25 protein-coding genes and 1 riboswitch are annotated in these 26093 nt (G+C 45.3%); of the genes, 4 read left to right on the top strand and 21 right to left on the bottom strand.

The features are described from left to right. Positions 1-16 precede the first annotated feature (16 nt). A complete protein-coding gene (locus JWH17_RS08675; RefSeq protein ID WP_205222204.1) occupies positions 17-2191 on the bottom strand; it encodes an FUSC family protein in 2175 nt (724 codons plus the stop codon). Between the two features lie 67 nt (positions 2192-2258). Beyond that, entirely contained in the window at positions 2259-3473 is a 1215-nt protein-coding gene (locus tag JWH17_RS08680; RefSeq protein ID WP_205222205.1) for a cation:proton antiporter, read from the bottom strand. Positions 3474-4970: 1497 nt separating this feature from the next. Between JWH17_RS08680 and JWH17_RS08685 the strand changes: the two genes are divergently transcribed. Together JWH17_RS08685 and JWH17_RS24335 are read left to right on the top strand one after the other, a co-directional pair. Continuing rightward, a complete protein-coding gene (locus JWH17_RS08685) occupies positions 4971-6854 on the top strand; it encodes a bifunctional acetyl-CoA hydrolase/transferase family protein/GNAT family N-acetyltransferase (RefSeq protein WP_232370995.1) in 1884 nt (627 codons plus the stop codon). Between the two features lie 163 nt (positions 6855-7017). Further along, entirely contained in the window at positions 7018-8124 is a 1107-nt protein-coding gene (locus JWH17_RS24335) for a diguanylate cyclase domain-containing protein (RefSeq protein ID WP_205222206.1), read from the top strand. A 234-nt stretch (positions 8125-8358) separates the two neighbouring features. Here the strand turns inward: JWH17_RS24335 and JWH17_RS08695 are convergent, their stop codons facing one another. From JWH17_RS08695 to aqpZ, 16 genes are all read right to left on the bottom strand, one after another. After that, complete coding sequence (locus tag JWH17_RS08695; RefSeq protein ID WP_205222207.1) at positions 8359-8583, bottom strand: YMGG-like glycine zipper-containing protein; 225 nt, start codon at positions 8581-8583, stop codon at positions 8359-8361. A 68-nt stretch (positions 8584-8651) separates the two neighbouring features. Continuing rightward, the gene (locus JWH17_RS08700; RefSeq protein WP_205222208.1) at positions 8652-9059 is read right to left on the bottom strand and encodes a Rap1a/Tai family immunity protein; all 408 of its coding nucleotides are present in this window, start codon (positions 9057-9059) and stop codon (positions 8652-8654) included. Between the two features lie 410 nt (positions 9060-9469). Next, positions 9470-9542, bottom strand: a riboswitch (cyclic di-GMP riboswitch). Between the two features lie 289 nt (positions 9543-9831). Next, complete coding sequence (locus JWH17_RS08705; RefSeq protein WP_205222209.1) at positions 9832-10647, bottom strand: helix-turn-helix transcriptional regulator; 816 nt, start codon at positions 10645-10647, stop codon at positions 9832-9834. Between the two features lie 68 nt (positions 10648-10715). Continuing rightward, positions 10716-11054: a carboxymuconolactone decarboxylase family protein gene (locus JWH17_RS08710; RefSeq protein WP_232370996.1), complete on the bottom strand. Its 339-nt coding sequence runs from the start codon at positions 11052-11054 to the stop codon at positions 10716-10718. Between the two features lie 27 nt (positions 11055-11081). Then, on the bottom strand, positions 11082-11615 hold the full coding sequence (locus tag JWH17_RS08715; RefSeq protein ID WP_205222210.1) for a nitroreductase family protein: 534 nt from the start codon (positions 11613-11615) through the stop codon (positions 11082-11084). Positions 11616-11675: 60 nt separating this feature from the next. Then, on the bottom strand, positions 11676-12014 hold the full coding sequence (locus JWH17_RS08720; RefSeq protein WP_205222211.1) for a zinc ribbon domain-containing protein YjdM: 339 nt from the start codon (positions 12012-12014) through the stop codon (positions 11676-11678). Between the two features lie 122 nt (positions 12015-12136). Then, the gene (locus tag JWH17_RS08725) at positions 12137-12781 is read right to left on the bottom strand and encodes a flavodoxin family protein (RefSeq protein WP_205222212.1); all 645 of its coding nucleotides are present in this window, start codon (positions 12779-12781) and stop codon (positions 12137-12139) included. 65 nt (positions 12782-12846) lie between these two features. After that, complete coding sequence (locus JWH17_RS08730; RefSeq protein ID WP_205222213.1) at positions 12847-13047, bottom strand: YwbE family protein; 201 nt, start codon at positions 13045-13047, stop codon at positions 12847-12849. After that, entirely contained in the window at positions 13022-14311 is a 1290-nt protein-coding gene (locus JWH17_RS08735) for a DEAD/DEAH box helicase (protein ID WP_205222214.1), read from the bottom strand. Before JWH17_RS08735 ends, JWH17_RS08730 begins: the two co-directional genes overlap by 26 nt. A gap of 91 nt (positions 14312-14402) precedes the next feature. Continuing rightward, positions 14403-15650 carry a phenylacetate--CoA ligase family protein gene (locus tag JWH17_RS08740; protein ID WP_205222215.1) on the bottom strand — a complete coding sequence of 416 codons (1248 nt, stop codon included), beginning with the start codon at positions 15648-15650 and terminating at the stop codon, positions 14403-14405. Beyond that, complete coding sequence (locus JWH17_RS08745) at positions 15650-16396, bottom strand: ABC transporter ATP-binding protein (protein ID WP_205222216.1); 747 nt, start codon at positions 16394-16396, stop codon at positions 15650-15652. The genes JWH17_RS08740 and JWH17_RS08745 overlap by 1 nt, the downstream gene beginning before the upstream one ends. A 225-nt stretch (positions 16397-16621) precedes the next feature. Continuing rightward, complete coding sequence (locus tag JWH17_RS08750; protein ID WP_205222217.1) at positions 16622-17410, bottom strand: ABC transporter ATP-binding protein; 789 nt, start codon at positions 17408-17410, stop codon at positions 16622-16624. Then, complete coding sequence (locus JWH17_RS08755) at positions 17407-18363, bottom strand: branched-chain amino acid ABC transporter permease (RefSeq protein ID WP_205222218.1); 957 nt, start codon at positions 18361-18363, stop codon at positions 17407-17409. Before JWH17_RS08755 ends, JWH17_RS08750 begins: the two co-directional genes overlap by 4 nt. Position 18364: 1 nt before the next feature. Beyond that, the gene (locus JWH17_RS08760) at positions 18365-19240 is read right to left on the bottom strand and encodes a branched-chain amino acid ABC transporter permease (RefSeq protein ID WP_205222219.1); all 876 of its coding nucleotides are present in this window, start codon (positions 19238-19240) and stop codon (positions 18365-18367) included. Between the two features lie 97 nt (positions 19241-19337). Continuing rightward, positions 19338-20483, bottom strand: a complete 1146-nt coding sequence (locus tag JWH17_RS08765) for an ABC transporter substrate-binding protein (protein WP_438941064.1) — start codon at positions 20481-20483, stop codon at positions 19338-19340. Between the two features lie 854 nt (positions 20484-21337). Further along, positions 21338-22042, bottom strand: a complete 705-nt coding sequence (gene aqpZ / locus JWH17_RS08770; RefSeq protein ID WP_205222221.1) for an aquaporin Z — start codon at positions 22040-22042, stop codon at positions 21338-21340. Positions 22043-22439: 397 nt separating this feature from the next. Between aqpZ and JWH17_RS08775 the strand changes: the two genes are divergently transcribed. Next, on the top strand, positions 22440-22613 hold the full coding sequence (locus tag JWH17_RS08775) for a hypothetical protein (protein ID WP_205222222.1): 174 nt from the start codon (positions 22440-22442) through the stop codon (positions 22611-22613). A 6-nt stretch (positions 22614-22619) separates the two neighbouring features. Here JWH17_RS08775 and JWH17_RS08780 read toward each other — a convergent pair whose 3' ends face one another. The 3 genes from JWH17_RS08780 to wtpA form a co-directional block, all read right to left on the bottom strand. After that, positions 22620-23651, bottom strand: a complete 1032-nt coding sequence (locus JWH17_RS08780) for an ABC transporter ATP-binding protein (protein WP_205222223.1) — start codon at positions 23649-23651, stop codon at positions 22620-22622. Next, entirely contained in the window at positions 23648-24385 is a 738-nt protein-coding gene (locus tag JWH17_RS08785; protein ID WP_205222256.1) for an ABC transporter permease, read from the bottom strand. Before JWH17_RS08785 ends, JWH17_RS08780 begins: the two co-directional genes overlap by 4 nt. A gap of 149 nt (positions 24386-24534) precedes the next feature. After that, complete coding sequence (gene wtpA, locus JWH17_RS08790; RefSeq protein ID WP_205222224.1) at positions 24535-25515, bottom strand: tungstate ABC transporter substrate-binding protein WtpA; 981 nt, start codon at positions 25513-25515, stop codon at positions 24535-24537. A 261-nt stretch (positions 25516-25776) separates the two neighbouring features. Between wtpA and JWH17_RS08795 the strand changes: the two genes are divergently transcribed. Beyond that, positions 25777-25950, top strand: coding sequence for a hypothetical protein (locus JWH17_RS08795; protein ID WP_205222225.1), 174 nt, complete (start codon positions 25777-25779; stop codon positions 25948-25950). The last annotated feature ends 143 nt before the right edge of the window (positions 25951-26093 follow it).

A 26093-nucleotide genomic window follows, 5' to 3' on the forward strand; every position in this document is an offset into this window, starting at 1 on the left:
GCACTCCTTCTGGTTTTCATGAAAATCTTTCTTCTCGCCAATGATCCCAATCAATAGCTGTGGCCAATTCAGCATAAGAGACAGTTGTGGTAGTTACACCTCGTAGTCCTCCAAGTAATCTATAAAAATTTGCAACTTCTTCTTTGCTCATATCTTTTACACCTTGCTCCTGAAGAATCTTTTCAATTTTATCTTCAAGGTACATTTGCCAACGATGGAGCCGATTTTTCAGTGTTTCAGCAGGTTCGAGTGTTTTATTGCTGGAGCAGCTTTTTAAGATTGGGGTGATACCGTCATACCATTTTTGCACATCTGCGTCTAAGCCGATGACCAACTGTTGCGCCTGATGAGCTTTACCAGCTTCATAGAGTTCTTCAATGCGAAAAACAAGAGCCTGTAAATGTAGGACAAGATCGCTAAGTTGTTCAGGTGTGATACCTGGAAAAAGCTTATAATTTATAGCATTACCCCATCCATTGATTTTCGTGGGCAGGGTTCGTATTTCGTGCAGGTAAAATGAATTTTTCCATTGCCGGAAAGACGATGGCTTGGAGCCTGGTTTTTTTACGACCGCAGCAACCAAATATTCGGCACCGCGAAAGAATCTACTGATCATGTGTAAAACAGCCTTTTCAGGACGAGGCGACCTTATTATGTAGGATATCGTAAAAATGAAAAGAAAAACAATTAGTAAAAAAATATACATGTTTGCCATGCTGGCGAAGCTAAAAACTTGCGGATTTTTGATAGAAATCAAATTAACTATGCAAGCAATGCCGATAAGCCGATAAAAGCCCGAGAAAAAATAGCAGGCAATGAACATGCACGAAAAAAGCAGTAGTCCTAGTTCCCAAAAGGTTGACAGCTGGGGCAAAATTAAGACATAAACAGATAGGGCCAGGGAGGCGGCTATGGCGAATGGTTTAATTATCGTAGTTAACCTAATTTGGGGCATAGAAGCAAGCATCATCCCCAACGCACCACAGAGGTTAAACCATAGGTTGTGTCCTGGAGGATCAAAAAATATCCATAGGCAAAACCCCAAAGCTGTGCAGACCGCAGCAAATACAGCACTCAGCATGTAGTCAACATCTGGTACGGGCCAACTCCAATCTCTCTTTTTCTTCTTTCTTTTTATCAGTGAAAGAAGTGAGGGAAAACTCGTTGATGTACTGTAGATTTCCTGGGCACAAGTAAGTATCTCTTTCGTCAGAGGATCCAGTTTCTTTAATTCGTTTCCGCACACAGCGTATAGGGCTTTGTCCAGATGCGAGAACTCGTTCACCATTGATGAATCAACGTTTAATGAGATTGGCTGAGGTACATACCTATTAGGCTGTCCTTCAAATATTTTTTTAACCTCGGCCAGGCGTTCATCGATTTCTGCTAAGTAAATATGCAACTCATCAAAACCATATGTCATCAGAGGGCGTGCATGACCAGCAAGAGATGTTTGCAATCGATTAAAAGTTGACATCAAGCTCGTTGAAAGACTGTGGAAATGACGCAAAAGGTGATACACCTCCTGCACTGAATAGCTCTCCGAGCCCTCTGCTTCAAGCGACTGGGCAAACTGGCCTAGTAATTTTACTTCTTGAGTTTGTAGCAGCTTTAGGCTTTCACCTGACTCAAGACCCAGTATAACCTTGCTTAAGCTGTTAAATAGCTGAATTTGGATAGCTATTAATTCTTTACCACTTTTTTTAATTGCTCCAGCGTTGGTTTGTGGCCATAAAAATACAGAAACAAAAGTATAAACAATAATTCCCAGGCCTGTTTCCAAAACGCGAAACATTGCATGTTGAAAAATATTATTTGAAGATGTGGGATCAACAATAGCAATAATCAGACAAACAAACCCGGCAACATTCCAAAAATATGAATGCTGTTTATCCGAGAGCATCATGTATGTTGTAAAAAAAATCCAAATACAATTAAGAAGTAAAAAAAGCCAAGGTTTTTGCGCAGCAATTGACAGAATGAGCAATGCCGCCAAACACCCGGGAATGGTTCCAAATAAACGCATCAGCCCTTTGCGAATGGACTGACCGGCTGTTGGCAGGGAAATTATTCCTACTGCAAGAGCAGCCCAATTTGGATTCAACCAGTTAACTTTTAAAGCAATACCGTACACTATTACGACTGCAAGGCTTGTTTTAATCGCTTCTTTACATTGAACAGACAGTCTCATGTAAACGCCTTTTTAAAAAGTTTAAAGTCAGTGCACATTTTCGAGGAGTTAAAGATCATCTTTTTTTTTAATGCTTTTTGCAAGTGTTTTTAATACTTTTTGCAAGAACAGCGACAAGAGGGGTTGCAGAAATTCCATGGAGTGTTGCCGATAAAAAAATGGTACAAATCGATACCATGGCGATCACACTCTCCCCCTCTAAATTATTACCGATAACTATTATTCCAAAAACAATACTAGCTAACCCCCTTGGTCCAAACCAACCTATAAAGAGTTTTTCTTTTCTGTCCATCTCGATTCCTTTCAGAGAAATCATAACTGGAATCATTCTGACAAGGGTGAGGCTTAGCAGTGAATAAACAATAATTTGCCAGCTGAAAGCACCAAGTGAAGGACCAATAACACCAGCGCCGAAAATGACCCATGTAATCAGGGCCAAAATTTCGCCAACCCCTTCAGCGGCAAGCACATATGCTGCTTTAGACTTGTGAGCAATTTTACCAAATAAGAGACCACCGATAAACGCAGCAATAAAGCCGCTGCCACCAAGCGATTGAGCAAGAGAAAAACATCCAATTGCTATTGCTACAACAGGCAGTTGCCTCCATGTTTCACCAACCCATCCTAATGAATCACATCGATTAAAGATCCAAACACAAAGAAATGTGAAAGCCACACCAACCGCAAGGCCAATACCTAATTCTTCAACGACAAGTTTTAGCGCGATCATGCCGCTATGATGAGGATCACCATTATGGCTAGTTGCCAAAGCTAGAAAAATAAAGAGAATAGGAACGCAGATACCATCGTTAAGACCGCTTTCGACATTTAATCCCTCTCTTATAGCAGGTGGTACAGCATTATCTGTAACCACAGCTTTACCCAAAGCCGCATCAGTGGGGGCCAGCATAGTTGCAAGAATTGCTATTTCCAAAAAAGTTAGATTGGGCAACAATATCAATCCAGCAGCAAAACCAAACAAGATGGTAAGAGGCAAACCAATAAGAAGTAATCGGCCTGGAATATAAAAAACTTTTTTTAGTACAGAAAGATTAGCGTTTGAGGCATCTGTAAACAATACTAACGCAAGCGTTACTTCTGCTAATGTACGCAGCTCTTCTGCATCAATGTTTACATTGATAAAACCTAGACCCAAGGGGCTGGCAATCAATCCAAAAAGGATAAAGAAAAATGCTCCATTTATAGGTGTTTTTTGCAGTCTCCCTGATATCACGATGTAGAGAAAAATAAAAATGACTACAGCGGTCAGGTTTTCATACATGGTGTACTCCTTTGGTATAAGTTACTTCCAGAGTTATAGAATTACGATTTTTGAACTATCTCAAAATCAGAAGGATTGAGTTTGTAATCGTAATGTTGGCGTGTACTGGTCTTTTGCGGCCATTGTCTTCCGGTATACCAAGCCATTCCGCTCTATTTCCAACGTTAATTGCAAAATGTAGTACTGCTTGTTTCGTTCTCACTGTATAAAGGATACGGGGACACCGCTTTCAGCCTGCTTCAAAATTAACGACATTTGATTGTCGTTGAATCTCAACTTTTTTATAGGAATTTTCCTGTGATACTTTAACGGAAAATGTCACTTATGAATGGGTATTTTTTTCGAGCGGTTTTTTCCCTGGGCATTGATTTTAAAAAGCAGAAAGCTTTATCATCCTTTAAAAAAATGATGGGTTAAATCGCCTCTGAAATTTTCTCCAATCCTTGACATTATTCTTGGATACATTTACCAAGTTTTTCTGTTAAATAGCAATCTTAATATATTTTTACTCTCGGGTTTCCAAGTACCGTATTTTTACAAATTTCAAAAGAGTCAGCTTCATTCTTCGATTTTACACTGCTACTGTTATACTGTTACATCAGCAATCAGAACTTCAATCAATATGACTCCTGTACATCATGATTTGAGACTCGGAATTTAACTTTAGGGATGTTTCCAGAAAATCAATACTCCTGATACCCACTGGGCTATCGATTGCACTATTCCCACCCCTTTTTATGATTGGCCAAGAGTGGCTCCATCAAGTCGATATGTCTGCATTTTGCCTGCATACCGAAAAATATTTGAATCAAAAGGGCACGGTAATGATTAGTAGCTTGATTTTTTTGTGCAAGTAGTTGTGGTGCCGCAATTTGGTAGGTCGGCTAGTGGCGCCTTCGGTGACAATGCATGGTCTTGCTCTGCTTTCCCGAAGTGTCGTTGCACAAGGTCAATTTAGTGTGTGGCTATGAGTAATTGTTGGATATTGAAAATTGTGCAGAGTGTACTGGTTCTTTGTTTATACCTGCCCATGACAGTTCTTAAAGTCGCTTCCGTGGTTCTATCCCCACCAGCTCCAGCTATGGAGTGCTTTGATTGGGCAAATACCTCCAGCTCAACAGCCATCATAACGGCAGTAAAAATTTACACCTATTACTCCGGCAGCAGCGGTACTTTAAAAACGGCAGAAAACGTACTCAATCTTTTTTACATAAGAAGGGTGTTGTAAAGATTGCTTGTTTATCTTGTAAAATCAGAATTTTACCAGTTAAATTATTTTTCTATACTCTCGAGCTTAATTTGTTAATTTCAGGGGTATTTGCAAATACATTGCAACACCCTTAAAAGGTGTATCCTTTAAAAGGACCTGAGAACTATGGTATAAGGGGGAGAGAGGTTTTGCCAATTCGTCATTGATAAAAATTTCCTTTTTGACAACCTGCAACCGGCCTTGTTTATTATTTTAAACTTGAGGCAATGGGGAGATAAAAAAATATAATGCATACTCAATATTGGGCAGACAGTTATGTGGAAAAATCCGTCACTCCTCAAAAAGCAATATCACATATACGATCTGGTCAAATGGTTTTTATAGGCTCGGGATGTGGTGAACCTCAAAAACTGGTTCAGACCCTTGCCGAAAGTACGTCTCGGCTCAATGGACTTGAGATTGTCCGCCTGTTCGGACGAGAAACAGCCTCATTAACAGCCATTGCAGACAAAACATCGGATACGAGTATAAATATTCGTTCAATCTATCTCGGCTCAGCGGAAACACCTCGCATTGCGAAGCATAAACGTTTTATCACACCAATGAATATGTCCGATGTTCCCGCCCTTTTTACAACCCGCAAGATGCCTTTAAATGTTGCGCTGGTTCAGGTGTCTCCTCCGGATGATTTTGGTTGGATGAGCCTAGGGATTTCCGTTGATGTGACTCTTGCAGCCGCCCAATCTGCTGATTTCGTGATTGCCCAGGTGAATCCCCGGATGCCACGCATTATGGGACAAAGTTTTATTCACGTAAACGACGTTGATGCAATTGTCCATCATGAAGAAGAACTTCTTGCTGTACCTCCGGCAAAATTTTCACCGGAGGCTGCCATTACCATGGGTAAACTTATCGCCCGTCAGATAGAGGATGGCTCAACGCTGCAAATAAATATTGATGCCGCTTCCCATGCAACGGTACAGGCGCTGGTCGACAAAAATGATCTCGGGATTCACTCCCAGTTTTTAACAGATGACGTCATGCACCTCTATGCCAGAGGAAATGTCAATAATCGGAAAAAAGGTTTTAACGAAGGCAAAATGGTGGCTTCCATGGCCATTGGCAGTCACAACCTCTATGAATTCCTCAATGACAATCCTGCCGTCGATTTTCATCCTTCCGATTATGTGAATAATCCCTTCAATATTGCCCGAAACAATCGAATGGTATCCTTGAATGTTGCTCAAACCATTGACCTGACCGGACAGGTTTCGGCCGAGGCATCATCAACGACACGGTACGCCGGTGTTTCAGGCACTCCTGATTTTGTGAGAGGGGCTCGCCAATCACCTGGCGGCAAATCGATTATCATGATTTTTTCAACCACCCCTGGAGAAGAGGGCCATGTCTCCAATATCGTACCTCATATCGGCAAAAAAGCTGTTGTAGTCCCACGGGGAGATGTGCACTATGTGGTTTCCGAGTACGGAGCAGTGAACCTCTTTGGGAAAAGCCTACAGGAACGTGTGGTAGCTATGATCAGTCTGGCGCACCCAGACTTTCGAGAAGAGCTTTTCGAGCATGCCAAGGAACAGGGGCTGATAGGAGCACAACGCAGTCTCGGCGAGGCGGAAAAGGCTGTTTACCCCGTTCGCCTGGAAGAAACAATGACAATAGATGGTAATGAAGTCACTATCCGTCCCTCTAAACCTGTGGATGGACGACGCATTCAGGAACACTTTTACAATCTGGCAAAAGCGGACATATTTACACGTTTTTTCCACGAAAAAACAGTTTTTGGTATCTCGGAAGTGGAAAGTCGCTCCCATGTTGATTATATGCAAGATCTTGCTCTGGTGGCCGTTGTCGGTGAATTTGGCTTTGGTCGTGTTGTCGCTATCGGGGAAAGCATGAGACTGAAAAACTCCAATATGGCAGAAGTGGCTTTTTCGGTGAGTAAAGACTATCAAGGTAAGGGACTGGGGAAGATTTTCCTCAAGAAGTTGGCTCTTTCGGCCAGGGAGAACGGTATTGCAGGCCTGATGGCCACCACCTTTCCCAGCAATACGGCCATGATTAAACTTTTTAAAACTCTTCCTTATAAGGTGCACACAAAGTATGAAGATGGAGATGTTGTCCTGAGTTGTCGTTTTGATGAACTTGCTGAATAGGGGAGAGGAAAGGTGGTGACAAACCAGCAGGTTTACCGGTCGGTGAACTGTTCCTCTGTCTCCCTAGTGATCGGGAACCAGTAACCGGGGCAGGACAAAACCAACCCAGCAAAAAAAGTGTCCGAACTCTTTTATAAAGTCAAAACAATCCCTCCTGTCAACTGTGTTCATAAAACAAGAACTTCTCATTGAAAACCAATTTTCGGCAATCAGGATCAATGTCGGAATCGTACAAGCTCCAGATATATTTTTCTCTTTTGGAAATGCGCGTAACTCATTTCAGTTGATGAGGTTGTACCAAGCAAAATACCTCAACGGAGCCAATGAGAAGTATTTTGTAATGTTTAAAAACAACTATAAATACGCTAAAGAAGCTTTTCATAACCTGAACACAGCTTTGGTGAAAGTTTCTGATAGTGCTCGTATTAGTGCTAATGCTTTCAAAGCAAACCAAGAGTTACAGGTTTATTATGAGACCTTTTTGAAAATTCGTTCTGCCAGCATTGATTTAAAAAAAGCATCCCGTAAATTAGATCAACATGAACTTCAAATCACACGGACGGCCTCTGATATTGCATCGGAAATCGAAAGTGAGTACCAGAGTCAAAATAAGGTAATGCAATCATTAGTTCTCAGGACACAATTTGAGATTGTTGTTGCTGTTATTATCTCTATTTCACTTAGTTTAGGCCTGATCTTAGTTGTGTCACGAAAAATAACGACACCCATATTTCTTGAGATGCAAAAAAGGGCAGATGAACTTGAGCGGTTAGCAAAACTTGATGGACTCACTGGAATTGCTAATAGGCGACTTGTGGATGAACGATTGACACTGGAATGGCAGAGGTTGAAAAGAGCTAAAGAAACTTTGTCCATTATCATGGTGGATGTTGACATGTTCAAAGCATATAATGACTATTATGGTCATCAGAAAGGAGATAATTGTTTATTCAGAGTAGCCCATGTCATCGATAGTTGTCTAAAACGCCCTGGTGATTTGGCTGGGAGGTATGGGGGAGAGGAATTCATAGTTATTTTACCAAATACTAATACCCCTGGTGCAATAGAGGTAGCCGAGCATATAAAGAAACATCTTTTTGAAGTGAATATCGAACATGCTCAATCAGATGTTGCACCCCACCTTACTCTTTCTTTTGGCATTGCTTCCTGTGTTCCCTGTGAAGAAAGTTCTCCTGATAGACTTATTCTATTAGCTGATGAGGCTCTTTATAAAGCGAAAAGACAAGGGCGAAATCGAATATCTGTCTAATCGGATCCAATCTGGAAATCTCTCAGCTGAAGCAAAACAATTGAGCCTTTAAACTGGAGCTGACCACCATCCCACAACTTAAAATTGAAGTGTGGGATGGTGGTTGGTTTGCTAGCCCGAAGGGGGAACTTTTTGATTGAAAACGAAAAACAGACTGTTCATTGTGCAATTACTCTTTGAGCAATAAAATCAATTAATTGAGTTTAAAATCAAAAAGTTCATGAGAAAATCGGGCTAGTCAATATTTCCCTTTTTATGTTGGTCGTGCAGATAACCTCCTACCGCTCCAACACCTGCTCCAATGGCAGCTCCTGTACCGAAATTTCCGGACATTGAACCTATTACCCCACCTGCGGCTGCTCCCATACCCGCCCCGCTGAGAGAGCGGCTGCCGGTTGTTTCGCCACAACCAGTTAAAAACAGAAGAATTAAAGCTGAACCAATAGCTACTTTTTTCATGACAATACTCCCTGGTTGCAAGAAAATATAAGAAAGTTGCTGTTGTAAAAATCAAGCAAACCTTCCTGTTAATCTGTACAGGGATACTTGGCGGCCAGAGCTTTTACCAGTCCGAGCACAGCCTGTTCCCGCATAATTGCAGTGTCGCTTTCTCTGTCCTTAGCCCACGCGACAAATGCTTCCCTCCCTTCCTTTAACGTAGTGTCTGGGGGATAACAAATTAAACGCTTCATATCTTTACGGTTACTGATACCATCATGATAATCAACAGCACCGGCAATGTATCCTTTGCAAGAATATATGGCTGCAACAAAATCAGGATCGTCAAGCGGTGCTGAACAGAGTGAATATAGATCCTCTGTTGTGAGAAAATTGAAGTCATCCTTATCAACTTCTACAGCGCTAATTGTCAAGGGCAGACTTATCAGCAGCGTAATCGCCAAGGAGATAAGTCCTTTTTGGATTTGCGTACCCATTAAAACTCTCCTTTCTGTTATGTTGTTAAATCTGTTTTCATCTCTTGAAACTAATATTCATGGGGGGCTTGTTCAGGTGAGACAATTGGTCTTCGGAACATACCCCTTTCTAAATTTTGTAAACAGATCTTCTCTGTTTACTTACCCGATCGAGGGTCCCTGCAAGAAGATAGGGCAGTGAGCCACAAACAGCTCTGCTGCTATGTTGTAAACTTTCCGACATGATCCATTTTATCCTCCTTATTTCTGATTTTAATGCTATTGCATGAAATGTTATTTGCAAGTTTGACATTATGTGCTTGGGTTATGATCATCTCCCCCTAACAAAAGGAAAGTGTGTGTACATAAGCATCTACGCCGATTTTTTTATAATACCATAAATAAAAAAAGCCGGACTGCCTCAATAAAGTAAAGGCAGCCCGGCTATCTCTTGGACCCGTGGCTTTCCGTCCCTGCCTTTCGGAAGGTTTGGCTTTGTCTATTAAATCGAAACCCGTCTAGTTCAATATTAAGGCAAAGCCTGACCAAAAAGCAAGTTAACAAAGATGTTAAGTTCATTTTTTCTACAACAGAATAAAAGGAAGATGGATGTGATTTGAAAGAGTTAACCATATTACACGGAACGTAACTCATTCTCCTCAGCCAAAATCAATTTTTCTCCTGTAAATATTGACTTCGAGAATAGAAGACAGGTTCTAGTTGCATCGATTTGTTAACTGAGTAACGAATATTTGTAGCTAATAATCGGCAATCGAAAAGGTTGCACCGACAGCTAGAGTGGTAGCAGGCAGCGCTGATATTCTCCAGGGGTGAGTGTGGTCATTGCTTTAAAATGGCGGTGGAAGTGGCTCTGGTCGTAAAATCCGCAGGCAAGGGCGGTGTCGGCAATCTCTTCGCCCTGTTGCAGCAGTCTGCGTGCTTTTTCGATTCGGCAGTTCATGCGATAGGCGTGGGGAGTGATGCCGGTGTTTTTACGGAATTGACGGAGGAGTGTGTAAGGGTTGACATGTAACCGTTCGGCTGCAGCAGCCATGATGAATTCCCGCTCCAGATCACTTTCCAGGAGTTGTTTCAAATCATCCACCTTGCTTTGCTGCTTTTGTTCTACCAATCGCTGCGGGTTGCACCCATGTAGAAAAAGCACTTCTGCCAGCTGCACCAGGGCCTGCTCTTTTTCCAGCAGCTCATACCGATCATCCATGAGCTGCTCCATGGTTTGGATATAGAGATCGTAGAGCCTCCACTTTTCCAATATAGGATTTAGCAGAGGGACAAAGGTCTCAACCTGCCACAGCATCTGCTGTACCTGTAGGCACCATGTTGTGTCAAGATAGAGCATGTAGTAGCTGCGGGCAGATATCGGCTGAGGATTGCAGCTATGGAGTATTTCAGGGTTAATCACGGCAAGTGTGCCCTGGGTTAAGGGGACTTGCTCGCTACCGATTCTGAAATAGAGGGAACCTTTGCTGACCGCGCCAACCGAGAAACGACGATGCATGTGCGGCTTGAAGAGGCGGGTGCTGTGTTGGGCATGACGCCCTTCGACAAAGGGAAGGTTTTGGTTTTTAAAAAAACGTTCGTTGTTCATTTTCTGGAACCGCAGCAGAACGTATCAACTTTTATCAAGGACTAGTGATTATACTATTTACACTCGTCTCAAAGCCCTAATTCGTCAAGCAACTGGATCACTTTTAGCCCTTCACCAACGCCTGTGGTTCCACTCATTGCCATGTTGACACTGATGGTCTCCATGATTTCCGCCCTGGTTGCCCCGGCATCAATCGCATGCATGGTCTGGGCAATGATGCAGTTTTCACAGCCGGCCCGTAACCCTATGGCCAGTGCCATAAGTCTTTTCGTTTTTCTACTCAGCGCACCGTCTTGGTAGGTTGTGTCCCACTTGGCTGCATCAAGCTCCATTATTTGAGGGAGTTCCTTGCGCAGTTTTTTTAACAGGGCGAGCCGGGTGTTGTTTTTTGCAGTAAGTGTTTCCATCGGGATTCTTGGTTAATAGTGGTCAGATTAACGCCTGTTGTCAAATTGGTCGTAGCTCACCTGGTTGTAGAGAAGGGAGTCGGCAGGGTGACCGGCTTTTTCCTCCATCGGGTGGCCAATGCCGATAACGGCCACCGGCAGGATGTTTTGCGGCAAGTTGAGGATGTTGCCCAGATACTCCTGGGATGATTGCTGCTCGTTATGTTCACGGAGTCGAATTTGTACCCAGCAGGAGCCAAGGCCCATGTCTGCAGCTGCTAGGTGAACGATAAGCGAAGCAATGGAAGCGTCTTCCACCCACACATCCGTTTTAGAGCTATCAGCACAGACAACAATGGCTAAAGGGGCATTTTTTAAAAAGGTAGCACCATGAGGCTTTGCCACGGCCAGCTTCTGGATCAATTCCTTATCCTGGACCACGACAAATTCCCAGGGATTAATTCCTTTGGAAGAAGGGGAACGAAGCGCAGCTTCAAGCAGCAGGTCAATGTCTTCCTGACTGACAGGTTTGTCCTGGAAACGACGAATGCTTCTTCTTTTTTTCAGTAAATCGATAAACATGAAATACCTCACAAAAAAATGAAAAGGGAATGGGATGGGAATGTGAGTGGAGAAGCCTGGTTATATCTTTTTTACAAAGGCAGACTTCAACTTCATTGCGCCAATACCGCTAATCTTACAGTCAATATCGTGATCGCCATCCACAAGGCGGATATTTTTTACCTTGGTGCCGACTTTGACCACGGTAGATGACCCTTTGACCTTAAGATCTTTTATCACCGTTACCGTGTCACCATCCTGCAGGATGTTACCGTTGGCATCTTTAATGACCGAAGACTTTTCGTCTTCAATGGTGGTGTCCAGGGGCCATTCGTGTCCGCATTCAGGGCAGACATAAAGACTGCCGTCGTTGTAGGTGTATTCCGAGTTACATTGCGGACAGTTGGGGAGTTCACTCATGATGTTCCTTATGGATAAGAGGTATGTTGTTATAGGAAAAATTGTGCAGTAGAAAGATTTTGATGGATAGGATGATACTCAAAATTTTTGCGTACAGCCAAGTGTGTTCTCTATTCAAACACTTATTGTATCATAGATCTGCCTAGTTTTGCGCCCAGTTTTTCAGCCTGGAGCATCACCTCTTCATATTCTTTGACCTTCTTTTTATCAAAGACGCTTAGCACAGGTAACTCATCAATGATATCATAGCCCAATGCTTCAAGAGGGAGGCGCATGGCCTCCAGGGTAAATCCCATGTCTTTTTTGTTTTCCTGTTCACAAATGGCTGCAATTATTGCCTTGCGTCCCTGGCCTGCCAAACGACTCGACCAGTTTCTGGGGCGGTCATTGGTGAAATTGTAAAAACAGTAGAGTCTATCAATAAATGCTTTCATCCAGGATGTAATATTGTAGTTGTGAGTAGGACAGACAAGGACCAGACCCTGGGATTTCAGAATGTCTGGATAGAGAAAGGACATGCCGTCTTGCAGGCCTGTGCAGATTTTATCTTTTCTGCATCGCTCACAGCCAATACAGCCTTGATACTGCATATCCCGTAGATGAATATTTTCTGTGGGGAGCTGTTGCTTGGCTGCACCGATAAGTATTTGCTGGAGGATAGCATCGGAGTTGCCACCCTTTCTGGGACTGCCACCAATACCCAATACCTGCGGTTGGGGAGGAGCGATCGTCGCACTTTGTTGAATCAGGCTGTCAAAAATAGTCATGGTCGATTTGTATCCTGCTTTTTGAAGGGTTTCAAGTTGTATGAGAGAGTAAAAAAAAGTGCTCTCTATTGAGCTTGGATTACCTTCACTCTACCGACAAGTCCGCTTTGCAAACGAACTTTGATACCATGTGGATGGGTGGCGGATTTTGTTAGAATATCTTTCACTATGCCATGGGTAAGCTTTCCCGATCGCTGGTCTTGCTTTAAGACAATGGAAACTTTTGCACCGGCTGTAATTTCAGCTCTTTTGGTTCCGTCGGTCATTTCTTTTATACCTTTTCTTGTTTTTGGGAGAGGTCTTTGCCTTTGCTCTTACAGTGCTACCAGCTGGTTTCTGCGTAGGCGTTTTCGTTTTTTTGGGCCGCGCTTTTGCCAGACGGGTTAAGGGCACGCTATGTTTCGGGATAAAGCCTTTCTCCACTTCACGTATCAGCGTTTGCCCAAGAAGAGCCTCAATGGCGGAGAGCAGTTTCACCTCATCAGCACTTACCAGTGATATTGCAACGCCCTTTGCACCTGCTCGACCCGTACGGCCAATACTGTGAATATAGTCTTCTGCGACTTGAGGTAAATCGAAATTAATCACAGCGGCAAGTTCATTGATATCGAGCCCGCGTGATGCAATACCGGTGGCTACCAGAATACGAATCTTCTTTGCTTTGAAATCTGCAAGGACCCTGTTGCGGTTTTCTTGGCTCTTGTCTCCGTGGATTGCCTCACTGGAAATCCCATCACCTGCAAGTTGCTGAACCAGGCGATTGGCTCCTTTCCTGGTGCGAGTAAAGACCAACACTTGCTCCCAGCTGTTTTTTTGCAGCAGGTAGCGCAGCAAAGCCGGTTTCCTGCTTTTATCCACCTCAATTGCCCATTGCTTGACACCTTTTGCTGCGGAGCTTCTAGGATTGACCTCGATCACCACAGGATTTCGGAACAAATATTTCGTGAGAGACCGGATCTCAGGGGAAAAGGTTGCTGAAAAAAGCAGATTTTGTCGTTTACTTGGCAGCAGATTCATGACGTTTTTAATATCTTCGATAAAGCCCATGCCAAGCATTCGGTCAGCTTCATCCAGGATTAGTGTTTCTACCTGCCCAAATTTAACAGCACCCTGTCGGAAGAGATCCAGCAGCCGGCCTGGTGTTGCCACCAATATATCGAGCCCACCGCGCAGTTGCATCATTTGGGGATTAATCTTCACTCCACCATAAGCTACGCCAAACGTAAGAGGCAGGTGCTTGCCATAGGTTGCCAGGCTCTCCCCAACCTGGTCTGCAAGTTCACGGGTTGGTGCAAGCACAAGCGCTCGAATATGGTTGGATTTCACTCTCGGTCCTTGGGCTAGTCGCTGCAGCAGTGGCAGGGCAAAACCAGCTGTTTTACCTGTCCCTGTCTGAGCCGCAGCTATTACATCCTTACCGGAAAGAATAACAGGAATAGCCTTTGTTTGGATTGGAAAAGGTGTCGTGTACCCCTTTTCATCGATAGCGCGGAGAAGGGCTTTTGAGAGTCCGAGCGAAGAAAATGACATAGAGTGATGTGTCTGCAAAAGGTTGGTTATCAGGAAAAAGGGGAAATCAGCGTCCTGTCAACACTATCCGGCTCGATTTTTCCAGTTTTTTCTATGGTCGCTTTTGCATAAGTCGAATTTTTATGGGAACCCCTACACGCTCACTTAATATCTCTTCCGTGCGGTACATCAGCCTTTCCAGGTCTTTTATTTCATCTGAGAAAAGTTGGTTGTCTACCACAAGAGATATCTTAAGGATCTCTATACCACCTTGGCATATTTTTTCCATTTCGCAATCTGGAGAAGGTATATTCAGAGCCTTTTTGAGATCGATTTTTACCTGATCCAAGGAGACCTTGATGCCGGAGATGATAATATAATTGTCAGCCCGTTTTCTATGCCAGACCATTTTTGTAAAATGTGAACAACAGGAACAGGTTTCGGTTAAAAAGTGAGCCATATCACCGGTGCGAAACCGAATAAGGGGAAAGGCCCGTGCCGAGAGAGTGGTTAGCACCAATTCCCCTTTTTCTCCAGGGAGTACAGGGCGGCCTGTATTCGGATCGATGATTTCAGGAAGGATATGGTCATCATTGATGCGGAGTCCGCAGTGATTTTCGGATTCATGGGCAATGGCGGGTCCGGGAATCTCGCTGAGGCCGTAATTGAGCCAGACATCAACATGAAGCCGGTCTTCAATATCTTTCGCAACGTCTCTTGCCACAGGCTCACCCACCAGGATGATCCGTTTCAGATTCAGCTCGTTGGGATTGTGCTCCTTTTCAAACATATGCTCCATGAGTTGTTGGGCAAAGGCCAAGGTGGTCACCAGGGTGCTGGTTTTGTAGTCCCTCAACACCATGAGTGTTTTTGAAAGGGAGAGAGGGGAGTTGGGGATGACGCTCGCACCGACAGTTTCCCCGCCGTCTTTATAGTCTCGGCCCCAGTTTGCCAACCCCGGCGGCAGGTGGATCTGGATAATATCCATTTCAGTCACTCCGGCAGCTTCAAGGCTCCTGGCGACAAGCTTTTTCCAGATTAATAAGTCTGCCTTGGTGTATCCGCTGATGGAGGGGCTGTCGCCTGTTCCCGGTGCGGTGTGGATACGAACGATATCCCTTAAAGGAACGGCAAACAGGCCATAAGGATAGTGGGTGGCCAGGTGGCCCCGATCCATAAAGGGCAGTTTTTCAATATCCTTGAGGGAAATTATATCCTGGGGGGAAAGTTCCCTTTCCAGGAAACGATTACGGTGGAAGGGTACATTTTTATATGCTCGATTTAATGTGCTTTGCAGTCTTTCTAGTTTGAGCTGTTCTCTTTCTTCAATGCTGCATTCAGACATTTGCATTTCCACCATTACTGGTTCCTCCCATCGTAAAAATCACCGTAATCTTGCCCCAGGTAGGCCCGTTTGACATCGTCGTCCACCAGGAGTTCGTCCGAACTTCCCTGGAGAACCATTTTGCCGGTTTCCAACACATACCCCCGGTCGGCAATTTTTAACGCGGCCCGGGCATTCTGTTCTACCAGCAGGATGGTTACCCCCTGTTCTCTCAAGGTTACTATGGTATTAAAAATCTGATCCACTATCTTGGGTGCCAGCCCCATGGAAGGCTCGTCAAGAATCAACAGTTTCGGCCTGGCCATGAGGGCCCGGCCAATGGCCAGCATTTGCTGTTCTCCACCAGACAACGTTCCTGCGAGTTGCTCCACCCTTTCATGCAGGATGGGAAACATGTCCAGGATCATCTCCAGATCTTTTTCTACCTCGGTTTTCATCCCCCTCCGGTAAATCGTGTAAGCACCCATCTTCAAATTATCCATAACACTGAGAGGGGCAAAAATTTGCCTGCCCTCGGGTACCATGCTGATACCGGAGCGGACAATAGCCGGGGGTGACATGCCTTTTAAGGGGATTTCCTGGAAAAGGATCTCCCCTGACCAGTTCTTCAGCAGGCCTGAAATGGCTAGCAGCAAAGAGCTTTTCCCGGCGCCGTTGGCACCGATAATGGAAATCAGCTCTCCCTCCTTTACGGAAAGGCTGACCCCGTGAACCGCAGTAATACTGCCGTAACTGCATTTTAAGTTTTGTATTCTCAGCATCCTTTAGCCCGGATTTCTCATCAGTTCAGGCGGCGTCAGGTTCAAAGTTTTTGGCTGTAAACTATAATGATTTATGTTTACTGCCAAAATACTGAAGAAGATGGCGTCGCCTGGGCTGACCTTTGGTGAACGTTGTGGAAAATTGATATCTTTTTAAATTGAATCCAACCACTTGTTAGGAAACAATATTTATGAATTTGGCAAAATGTTCATGAGAAGTACGGGTTAGCCCTGTCCCAGGTAAGCCGCCATGACCGCTTCATTGTTCTGGATTTCCCTGGGAGTGCCTTCGGCCAGTTTACTGCCCTGATCAAGAACAATCATTTTGTCGCAAATACCCATAGCAAGGCTCATGTCATGCTCAACCAGCATCATGGTCACGCCTCTTTTTTTGACCTGTTCAATGAGTTTGCCAAGAGCCTCTGTCTCCACTGCATTCAACCCCGCAGCCGGTTCATCGAGCAGCAGAAGCAGAGGGTCCGATGCCAGAGCCCTGGCGATTTCAGCTGTCTTCTGCCTTCCTACGGGCAGGTCTCCTGCCGGGTGGTGGGCATAGTCCATAAGGCCGGTAAATTCAAGAAGAGCTTCAGCCTTTTCAACCGCTTCTTTTTCCTCTCGTATGACCCAGGGGAGGCGGGTTACTGCACCCCAGAATCCGGATCTGGTCCGCACATGCATACCAACCAGCACATTTTCGAGTAGGGTCATGGATCCGAACAGTTCTACATGCTGGAAGGTTCTGGCAATACCGGCCCTCACCCGTTGGTCAACGGTCATCTTCCGGGTGTCTTTACCGTTGAAAACCACCTGGCCCTCGTCAGGGGAATAGATGCCTGTTATCAGGTTGAAGAGGGTGGTCTTTCCCGCCCCGTTGGGTCCTATAAGGCCGCAAACAATACCGGGTTGAATGGAAAAGGAGATATTGTCCTGGGCCTTGACTCCCCCGAACATCTTAGTCAGGGAGCTTACCGCCAGTATCGGCTTGTTGTTGTGTCCGGGTTCAGGGGATATCATTGCCTTTTTTTCCTTGCCTTTTCATACATATCCAGAAATCCACGGGTGAGCCCTTGGGGCATAAAAATCATTACCACCATAAGGATCAGGCCGAATACAATCATCTCGTACTCGGCAAATCCGTGAAGAACCTCCGGCAGCAAGGTGAGCAGAGAGGCACCAAGCAGAGCCCCCCACACACTTGCCATGCCACCGATAACCACCATGGTCACCATTTTCACAGACACCATGAAACCAAATGATTCAGGACTTATGAAGAGGACGAAATGGGCGTAGAGAAATCCAGCAACGGCTCCCAGTGAGGCTGAAAACATGAAAATTTGTAGTTTGAGATAGTGGGTGTTGACTCCCACTGCCAGTGAGGCTTTTTCCCCGTCGTGGATGGAGCGTAACGCCCTGCCCATGCGTGAGGCAAGAATCCTGCGGCACATCAGGATGGCTCCAAGTACCACCCCCCACACCAGGAAAAAATAATTTTGTCCGGACATAAATGAAACCTTTCCTGCCTCCAGAACAGGAATACCGACAAAACCCGAGGAGCCGCCCGTGACACTGCTCCACTCTCTGAACAAAATATTGACGATCATACCGAATCCCAGGGTTCCCATGCCCAGGTAATAACCAGATAGGCGCAGGGTGGGGAGCCCAACCACAAAGGCAATGAGTACAGCCACACCAATGGCGCAGAGCAGGGACAACCAAGGGGAGATTCCAAAGGTCCCGGAAAGGATGGCCGTGGTATATGCCCCTATACCGTAGAATGCCGCATGCCCTAAAGAAATCTGACCAGCATACCCTATCAGCATATTGAGCCCTAAAGCCAGCAGGGTGTTAATACCGATAAAGGTCATTATTTGGAGATAATAGGTGTTTTGGGTAAACAGGCCCAACACCAGTATTATGCAGATAAAAACAGCATGTTCTATTCTGTTTTTAATTTTGTTGTCATCCATATCAGAACCGTTTTGCCTCTTTAGCCGAAAACAGTCCGCCAGGGCGTACATAGAGAATCAGGAGCAGGAGGATAAATGCAATTGCATCCTTGAGTCCCGAAGAAATAAGGCCTGCCCCCAGGGATTCCAAAACTCCCAAAAGGATGCCGCCGGCAAAAGCTCCCCACAGGCTGCCGAGACCTCCGATCATGGCCGCACAAAAACCTTTCAGTCCCAGGATGGTGCCCATGTCATAGGAGCTCATGGTGACGGGCGCAATAAAAATACCGGCAACCGCACCGCAACCTGTGCTGATGGCAAAGGCGAGCACTGCCATTCTTTCCGGGGGAATCCCGCTGAGCCAGGCAGCTTTTTGATTCACGGCACTGGCGACCATGGCCTTTCCGGTTAATGTCCGTTTCAGGAAAAAATGAATGCCACCGGCAAGAAGCAGGGCCGCGGCAACTATCCAGATGGACTGGGGCAGCAGGGCAGCACCGAAAATCTCTAAGGACTCGTGGTTGGAAAACGGTGGCACGCTGAAGGGATCTTTTCCCCACACGATCATTCCCGTTCCCCTTAGAAAGATCGAAGCTCCGACCGTGATGATGACCAGGACAATGGGTTGCGGATTTCTGGCAGTTCGAATGGCAAACCGTTCAAACAAAAGTCCCAGGGCACATCCCAAGGCCAGAGTGCAACCAATAGCTACGGGCAGGGGAAGAGCCATATGGACCCAGAATGTCACCATGGACATTGCGCCGATCATGACGAACTCTCCGTGGGCAAAGTTGATGAGTTCTGTTGAACTATACAGCATGGACAACCCTACGGCGATTACAGCATAAATAGCCCCGGTGGTGATGCCTGAAAAGAGATATTGAATGATTTCCTGCATGGACCTGCCTTGAATTGGATTAATTCAGGGGAAATGCAGGCGAGGGCACCAGACGGTGCCCTCGCAGCAAATCCCCTTGTCTCTACTTAGCGATACCCTAATCGATGAGTTTCCAGGTACCGTTTTTTATTTCCACCATGACAAAAGCCTCTGGTGACAAACCGTTGTGATCCTTGTCGGAAAAATTGAATTCGCCTGTGGCTCCCACGTGATTTCGGGTGTTTTCCAGCGCCAGGCGAATTTTATTTTTATCGCCGTTACTTCCTTTTAAGGCGTTGGCTAGCATATTCACGGCATCAAAGGCATATCCGCCAAACCCCGATACGTTGCTGTTGAACTTGGCGCTGTAGTCTGTCTGGTATCCTTCCAGGATCTTTTTCTGGCTGTCCTTGTCGTCAAGAAGTTCGGTTACAAGAATTTTGCCGGTGGGAAGGATGATGCCTTCTGCCGCATCCCCTGCAAGTTCGATGAACTTGGGAGAAGCAACCCCATGGCTTTGGTACAGAGGAATGTCAATTTTCAGTTGTTTGACGTTTTTGGCAACCACGGCCGGGCCTGGGTTTGTTCCCCAGCAAACAATGGCATCCGGGGAGGCAGCCTTGATTTTGGTGAGTTGGGTGGTTGTGTCCGTATCTTTTGCACCAAAGCTCTCTACCTGAACGACCTCAATACCAAAGTCTTGTGCCTGGTCTAAGAGCTGCATTTTACCGCTCTCGCCAAATGAGTTGGACACGGTGAGAATACCGATTTTTTTGATGCCTGCGTTCTTCATGTGCTGATACACCGCTGCCACAGCCAACAGGTCGCTTTGGGCGGTTTTAAATACCCATGGCTTAACCGGGGTGGTAATTTTGACCCCAGCAGCGCAGCTGATCAGGGGAACCTGGGCCCGCTCTACGAAATTGACAATGGCCAGGGTGGTAGGGGTGGTGGATGGACCAACAATGGCGAGGACCTTGTCTTTGTGGATTAATTTATTAACGGCGCTGACAGCCTTGGCAGGATCACCTTCAGAGTCGTAAATCACCGCCTCGAGCATATGGCCGTCAATACCGCCCTCCGCATTGATTTTTTCCACCATCATTTCCATGGTTTTCTTTTCCGGATCACCAAGGAAAGAGGCTCTTCCTGTGGAGGAGAAGATTCCCCCCACCTTGTACACGGAAGTCGCCATCAGGCTCGATGCCGGTAGCAAAATTAGAACAAGGAACAATGCTGCGATTACGGATTTTTTCATACCCATTTCCATACACTCCTTTATTAAAAATTGTTGAATTAACCAAAGAACCTTATTGACCTGTGTCTTTTTGCAGTCCGAATGATCCAAAAAAAAGGCTGACGGTTCTCCATGCTGTCTTTTGATATGACAAAAAGGTTCCTGTTCCGGCCTGCCCATGGTGTGCCAGATTTCCAATATGTTGCGCTATTTCTCTTGGCCCTTCCACTGTCATATTTTTTTATACCGGGAAAGAACATATCATATTAATTAAAATTTGCAATCTGGCCAAGAAGGTTAATAAAGAAAGTGAGTTGCTGGTTAATCTCTACTTTTGTTAAGTCTTAGTGGTTGGTGTAATATTCCTTATTCAAAATAAGGGAAGCATGAATTAAGAAGCATAAAAATGATTTCCCATCAGCAACTGTTTAATATTACGAGTATATAGTTGTGGTGTATCACTGAAGTCGGGAAAAAAATTGATTTCGGGCGGAAACAGGGGTGGAGAAAATAACCGGCAACAGGTAGTTCGTTTAATGGTAGAACATTTGACCTAACCCGCATTTCTCATCAGTGAAGTTTTTCGCAGATCGAGGCGCAGGACATGCAGCAGGTAAGCGTAGACTCCGATAGTAAGCTACCGCAAATGGCCTGCAACAAAGAGTCTGCGGAAAAATCCGCTGACCCGGAGGGTGAGTTTTTTTGATTATCGACGAAAAAAACAGTCTGTTTATTTAGCGCTACCGTATTTTCTTTAAATATCAAAAGTTAAGTCGAAAATCAAAAAACTCATGAGAAATCCGGGCTAACCTCAATCCGTGAAAGATTTTAGTAATCGATTGTCACGGATTGAGGAAGTTGAGAAAGTTGAAATAGTCTTGTTATGCCTTGTTTTCAGATTCAAACCATCGGTAGACAAGGCCGGCCAAAATAGCACCCACTATAGGAGCAATCCAAAAGAGCCATAACTGAGAGATTGCCCAGCCTCCCTGGAAGAGAGCAACGCCAGTGCTTCGTGCTGGATTGACTGATGTGTTGGTCACGGGAATGCTGATAAGATGAATAAGAGTAAGGCCAAGGCCAATAGCGATAGGAGCAAATCCTTGCGGTGCCCGTTTATCGGTTGCGCCTAAAATAATAATGAGAAACATGAAGGTCATAACCACCTCACAGACCAGTGCCGCCATCAGGCTGTATCCACCAGGTGAGTGTTCTCCATACCCATTGGATGCAAAGCCGGTAGCAGCTGCATCAAATCCTGCCTGGCCAGTAGCAATAACATACAATATCGCAGCTCCAGTAAGCCCACCTGCCACTTGTGCAATGATGTAAGGGCCAAGTTCAGCCGTTGAAAATCTGCCGCCGGACCAAAGACCAAACGAAACAGCAGGATTAAGATGGCAACCGGATACATGACCAATCGCAAACGCCATCGTTAGCACCGTAAGCCCGAAAGCAAAGGAAACACCCAGTAAGCCAATACCAACATTGGGAAATGCTGCAGCAAGAACAGCGCTCCCGCAACCTCCAAGAACGAGCCATAATGTACCAATAAATTCTGCGCCTAATTTTTTGGTTAATGTCATCTTTCTACTCCTTTAGTTGAGTGATTAAAGGTTGGATGAATGAGATGGCGAGTGTAGATTTATCTGATTTATAATCAGAGTGTTATTTTACTTTTCATTTGTAACTGTAAATAGATGGCTGACCTTCTGCAAGGTGCCACTTACACGTAGTTACGTGATGATCATGTCGATCATTCCGCGCTGCTCTTTAACTTGTTGTGTGTTAACAAAGCCTCTGGATAACTCCTTGTAAGGGATGATGGCGCTGTCTTTTTAATAATAAAAAGATAATTTTTCAGTGTATACTGGGAAAGGTTCTCTTCGATAAGCAAAACCATTTTTTTTTGCTTTCCGTGACAATTGAAGTGTCTGTTTACCCATAGCATTTTTTGATACTATGTATATTGAGAATGTTGATATGACTAAGCCCAAAAAAATGTACTGCGAAGGCTGCGGGATAGAAATCGACCCTGATATAGAGCAAATGGTAGTGGCAGGCGGACAGTTATTTTGTATCTGGTGCTGGAGCAATGATTGCTGTCGGGTCAGCAGGGATGCTGCTGAGGCAAAACAAAAGGAAGGAGACAACTAAAAAAGGCTAAAAGTAATGGACAGCATCCGGATGAAACCCAAGGTAAATCTGCTCGCCGATGGTTAAACCCTTGTCTCTAATGTTTCCTTTATCACCGTGAACAAGGAAAGTGCTGCCTTCACAGTCAATGGTCATTTCACAGCCAAAACCCTGCAGCGTCATCGATTGCAGGATTCCCCTGCCGACCATAAACCCGTCGGGAAAAGAATGAGTGGTACCGACGGTGATGTCCTCGGGACGAAGACCAACATTCCTGCCCTCTGATGTCTTTTCTGCATCTATTCTAAGCCCTGCAAAATATAAACTCCTCCCCTCCCGTTGCGGGGTGAATATATTTTGCATGCCCACAAACTCGCCGACTGCCTTATTTTTGGGGCGTTGAAAGACTTCTTCCACCGTGCCGGTCTGCTCCAGTATGCCCTTGCTTATCACTCCCACTGTATCAGCCAGATAAAATGCCTCGTTAAAATCATGGGTAACCATAAGAAAGGTGGTTGGAAGGGTTTCATGGAGCTGTCTGAGCAACCGCTGGATATCGCTGCGGAAACAGGGGTCTATTGCTGAGAGTGGTTCATCCAGCAAAAGCACCTGCGGCTGAATGGCCAGTGCGCGAGCAAGCGCCACCCGTTGTTTTTCTCCTCCTGAGAGTTTGGTGGTTGATTTTTTGAGGTGGCGGGCCAATCCAAGGGTATCGATAATTCCGGCCAGCACCGCCTTGCTTGCTTTGGTTTTGTTTTTTTGATAGCGAAGGCCGAACTCAATGTTTTCCTGGACAGTCAAGTGTGGGAAAAGTGCCTGGTCCTGGTACACGATGCCGACTTGGCGATTTTCAGGAGCCACTCGGGTGACATCTTTACCAAATAAAAAGATATCTCCGCTATGCGGTTTCTGCAGGCCGGCGATGGACTCCAGGATGACGGTTTTGCCGGAACCGGTAGGGCCAAGAAGAATAAAAAATTCCTGTTGCTCTATGTGGAGGTCGATCGGTCCCAGGGTAAAATTGGGAAATTGGTATGTGAGCTGGTTAATTCGAATCAATTTTTCTTTCCAATCGGTGAGGAGACTACTCGTAAAAGCAAGAACAAGACAAGGCAGATCAGGATAAGCCAAACCGCAACAGGCTGGGAGTATTTAAGGCCGTAGGCTGTAAATCGTTCATACATGAGAACCGGTGCAATCATAGGGTGATAAGCGACAATAACCACGGCACCGAATTCGCTGATTGCTCTGGCCATGCTCATGATAAAGCCGGTTATCATATGCCGCCAGGTAAGCGGTACGGTAATCCGAAAAAAAGTAGCACTTTGTCCGGCACCAAGGCTTCTGGCTACCTGTTCCAGGCGGCAAGGGACTGCCTGGAAACCTGCCTTGGCCGTGTTGATATAGAACGGCAGAGCAACAAAGGTAAGTACGGTGATGATGCCGGTTTTCGTACCTAGGAGCTGGATGCCGATATCTTGGAAAAATTGTCCCAACCAGTGGTTTCTTCCTGAAAGGCTTAAAATGGCAATGCCGATCACCGGGTGGGGAATCATTATTGGCAGGTCAATCATGGATTCAACAACCTTTTTGCCGGTAAAGTCGGTGCGGGCAAGCAGGTAGGCCATGGGGGTGCCGAAAATGAAAGAGATTGCTGCTGCAGAGGCAGAGCAGGTAAGCGACAAAAAGATTGCCGACCTGACCTCTTCATCGGCAATGGTTTCTCGTAGGTCATTCCAGGAAGGTTGGGAAACCATTTCAAACAGTGGCAGCAGGATAAAAAGCAGAACCATCGTCCCTGCTGCTATACAAAGCGGGGTAAAAAGGCGTAAGTTGTACTTTTGGGTCAAAATTGTTCTCCGATCGACCTGCCGGGAAATTTATCTCCCCGGCAGGTCTGCTCGTACATTCGGATAGAAAGTGATGGATTTTTACGATGTCATCAATTCTTCACTTCTACTAATGCCTGCATTCCCTCAGAAAGTTTGCCTTTCATTTCCTCGGAAGCAATTCGAGCTGGAATAAAAGGAGGCTGTCCCATTTCCTTGAGTACTGCCATGCCACCGTTGGGGTCCAAAAGGTACTGGAGAAACATATCTGCTGCTTGTGGATTTGGTGCATTTTTCAACAGGGTGATGCCATAGGTTATGGACTTGCCTTTTCTTTCGATGGTTGTTCCAGGCTTTTTACCACTAACTTCGACGGTTGCATTTTTGTAAAAATCGTTATGGCTGTAATCGCTGAGGTTTATCTGGTTATCCAGGGTTACATATTTCAAGTTATGCTGTACTGCAACAGAGAGGTATTCCCAGGCATAGTCCATGTTGCCGGATTGGAGCAGGGAAATCAGCTCTACTGATTTGGGACGAACCCACTGCTTTTTACGTTGCTCGATCAAGGTATTGTAGAGCCCTTCTTTTTTGTAATATTTCTCAGCAAGCTGGAGAACCATCAGGCTTCGGTAGCCGCATGGATCAAGATTAGGATCTGAGTGGCCCCAGACCACATCAGGTTTGGTAAGAATTTCTGTCCAGTTTTTGCTGTTGATTTCATCAGCATATTTACTTTTGTCAGTATAGCAGAGGACCATCTGATTGGTGGCAAATCGGATGTTGACATCGGCAAAATTAGGAATGAGGTTTTTGTCAATAACCACATAGTCAGCAGAAGCCATGATATCGGCTGGTTTGCCCAGTTCGGAAATCATGCGGGCCATCTTGGTGCTGCCGCCAAATTCGCGGAGGACATCAATGGTCGGATGCTGTGCTTCAAATTGTTTTTCGATTTTTTTGAACGGAACGGAAAGGCTGCCGGCATGGAAAATAATCAGTTTTTCTTTGTCTGCGGCAAGTGAGGGCTGGACAAACAAAAGTGTTACGGCCAATGCAAGGCAGTAGTGGAAGATGGTGTTTTGTTTCGGCATACTATACTCCATTAAATAGATATGGTGGATGGGGGTATCTGTTAATTCGAAGCACGGTATAATTGAAGGAACTCAGGGGTCAAGTAAAAAGAGTATATGCACATAAAAAAGGAAAAATGTTACCATCGTTAACTAGTAATAACAGGTTAACCGGAGGCCGCCGTTTACAGCTTAAGGGTACATTGAAACAATCAGTTTTTCGATCAGGCCTGGTATGTGTAGGTTTACCATGTTGGAAATGGGGCCTTTTCTAAGGCAAATTTGAACGAACATTCTACCCGGTCAACAGGCTCAATTATCGGTCTCTATAAAAGGCGTGCGGAAATAACCCACAGTGCATTCAACGGCCCATGGCTCAAAGAAGACAGTGGTGGTCGGGGAATGTTGCACGAAGACTGTGCAGGTATTTTGGCCTACGATGATGGTATATTGTGACTAAGAGTGGTTAGGTGTGGCTAAGGGGAAAGTTTTTGGTGAAATTCGTTGCCACAACGAAAAAAATGCTATGGAGAAGGTGCGTAGAACTTTTCCAATCCCGTACAAGGGGATGGACATGGTCAGCCAAGGCTGTCGGCCAA

It is taken from the genome of Desulfogranum marinum, from assembly GCF_016918565.1.
In the GTDB taxonomy this organism is placed as follows: domain Bacteria; phylum Desulfobacterota; class Desulfobulbia; order Desulfobulbales; family Desulfobulbaceae; genus Desulfogranum; species Desulfogranum marinum.

Coding starts and splice junctions, on each gene's coding strand:
- JWH17_RS08705 (WP_205222209.1), bottom strand. CDS start 10,647: ATGAACAACGAACGTTTTTTTAAAAACCAAAACCTTCCCTTTGTCGAA.
- JWH17_RS08730 (WP_205222213.1), bottom strand. CDS start 13,047: ATGACCGACGGAACCAAAAGAGCTGAAATTACAGCCGGTGCAAAAGTT.
- JWH17_RS08700 (WP_205222208.1), bottom strand. CDS start 9,059: ATGGGTACGCAAATCCAAAAAGGACTTATCTCCTTGGCGATTACGCTG.
- JWH17_RS08695 (WP_205222207.1), bottom strand. CDS start 8,583: ATGAAAAAAGTAGCTATTGGTTCAGCTTTAATTCTTCTGTTTTTAACT.
- JWH17_RS08755 (WP_205222218.1), bottom strand. CDS start 18,363: ATGGATGACAACAAAATTAAAAACAGAATAGAACATGCTGTTTTTATC.
- JWH17_RS08765 (WP_438941064.1), bottom strand. CDS start 20,483: ATGGGTATGAAAAAATCCGTAATCGCAGCATTGTTCCTTGTTCTAATT.
- JWH17_RS08680 (WP_205222205.1), bottom strand. CDS start 3,473: ATGTATGAAAACCTGACCGCTGTAGTCATTTTTATTTTTCTCTACATC.
- JWH17_RS08685 (WP_232370995.1), top strand. CDS start 4,971: ATGCATACTCAATATTGGGCAGACAGTTATGTGGAAAAATCCGTCACT.
- wtpA (WP_205222224.1), bottom strand. CDS start 25,515: ATGCCGAAACAAAACACCATCTTCCACTACTGCCTTGCATTGGCCGTA.
- JWH17_RS08725 (WP_205222212.1), bottom strand. CDS start 12,781: ATGACTATTTTTGACAGCCTGATTCAACAAAGTGCGACGATCGCTCCT.
- JWH17_RS08750 (WP_205222217.1), bottom strand. CDS start 17,410: ATGATATCCCCTGAACCCGGACACAACAACAAGCCGATACTGGCGGTA.
- aqpZ (WP_205222221.1), bottom strand. CDS start 22,042: ATGACATTAACCAAAAAATTAGGCGCAGAATTTATTGGTACATTATGG.
- JWH17_RS08785 (WP_205222256.1), bottom strand. CDS start 24,385: ATGGTTCTGCTTTTTATCCTGCTGCCACTGTTTGAAATGGTTTCCCAA.
- JWH17_RS08715 (WP_205222210.1), bottom strand. CDS start 11,615: ATGTTTATCGATTTACTGAAAAAAAGAAGAAGCATTCGTCGTTTCCAG.
- JWH17_RS08745 (WP_205222216.1), bottom strand. CDS start 16,396: ATGCTGAGAATACAAAACTTAAAATGCAGTTACGGCAGTATTACTGCG.
- JWH17_RS08710 (WP_232370996.1), bottom strand. CDS start 11,054: ATGGAAACACTTACTGCAAAAAACAACACCCGGCTCGCCCTGTTAAAA.
- JWH17_RS08720 (WP_205222211.1), bottom strand. CDS start 12,014: ATGAGTGAACTCCCCAACTGTCCGCAATGTAACTCGGAATACACCTAC.
- JWH17_RS08740 (WP_205222215.1), bottom strand. CDS start 15,650: ATGGTGGAAATGCAAATGTCTGAATGCAGCATTGAAGAAAGAGAACAG.
- JWH17_RS08775 (WP_205222222.1), top strand. CDS start 22,440: ATGACTAAGCCCAAAAAAATGTACTGCGAAGGCTGCGGGATAGAAATC.
- JWH17_RS08735 (WP_205222214.1), bottom strand. CDS start 14,311: ATGTCATTTTCTTCGCTCGGACTCTCAAAAGCCCTTCTCCGCGCTATC.
- JWH17_RS08675 (WP_205222204.1), bottom strand. CDS start 2,191: ATGAGACTGTCTGTTCAATGTAAAGAAGCGATTAAAACAAGCCTTGCA.
- JWH17_RS08760 (WP_205222219.1), bottom strand. CDS start 19,240: ATGCAGGAAATCATTCAATATCTCTTTTCAGGCATCACCACCGGGGCT.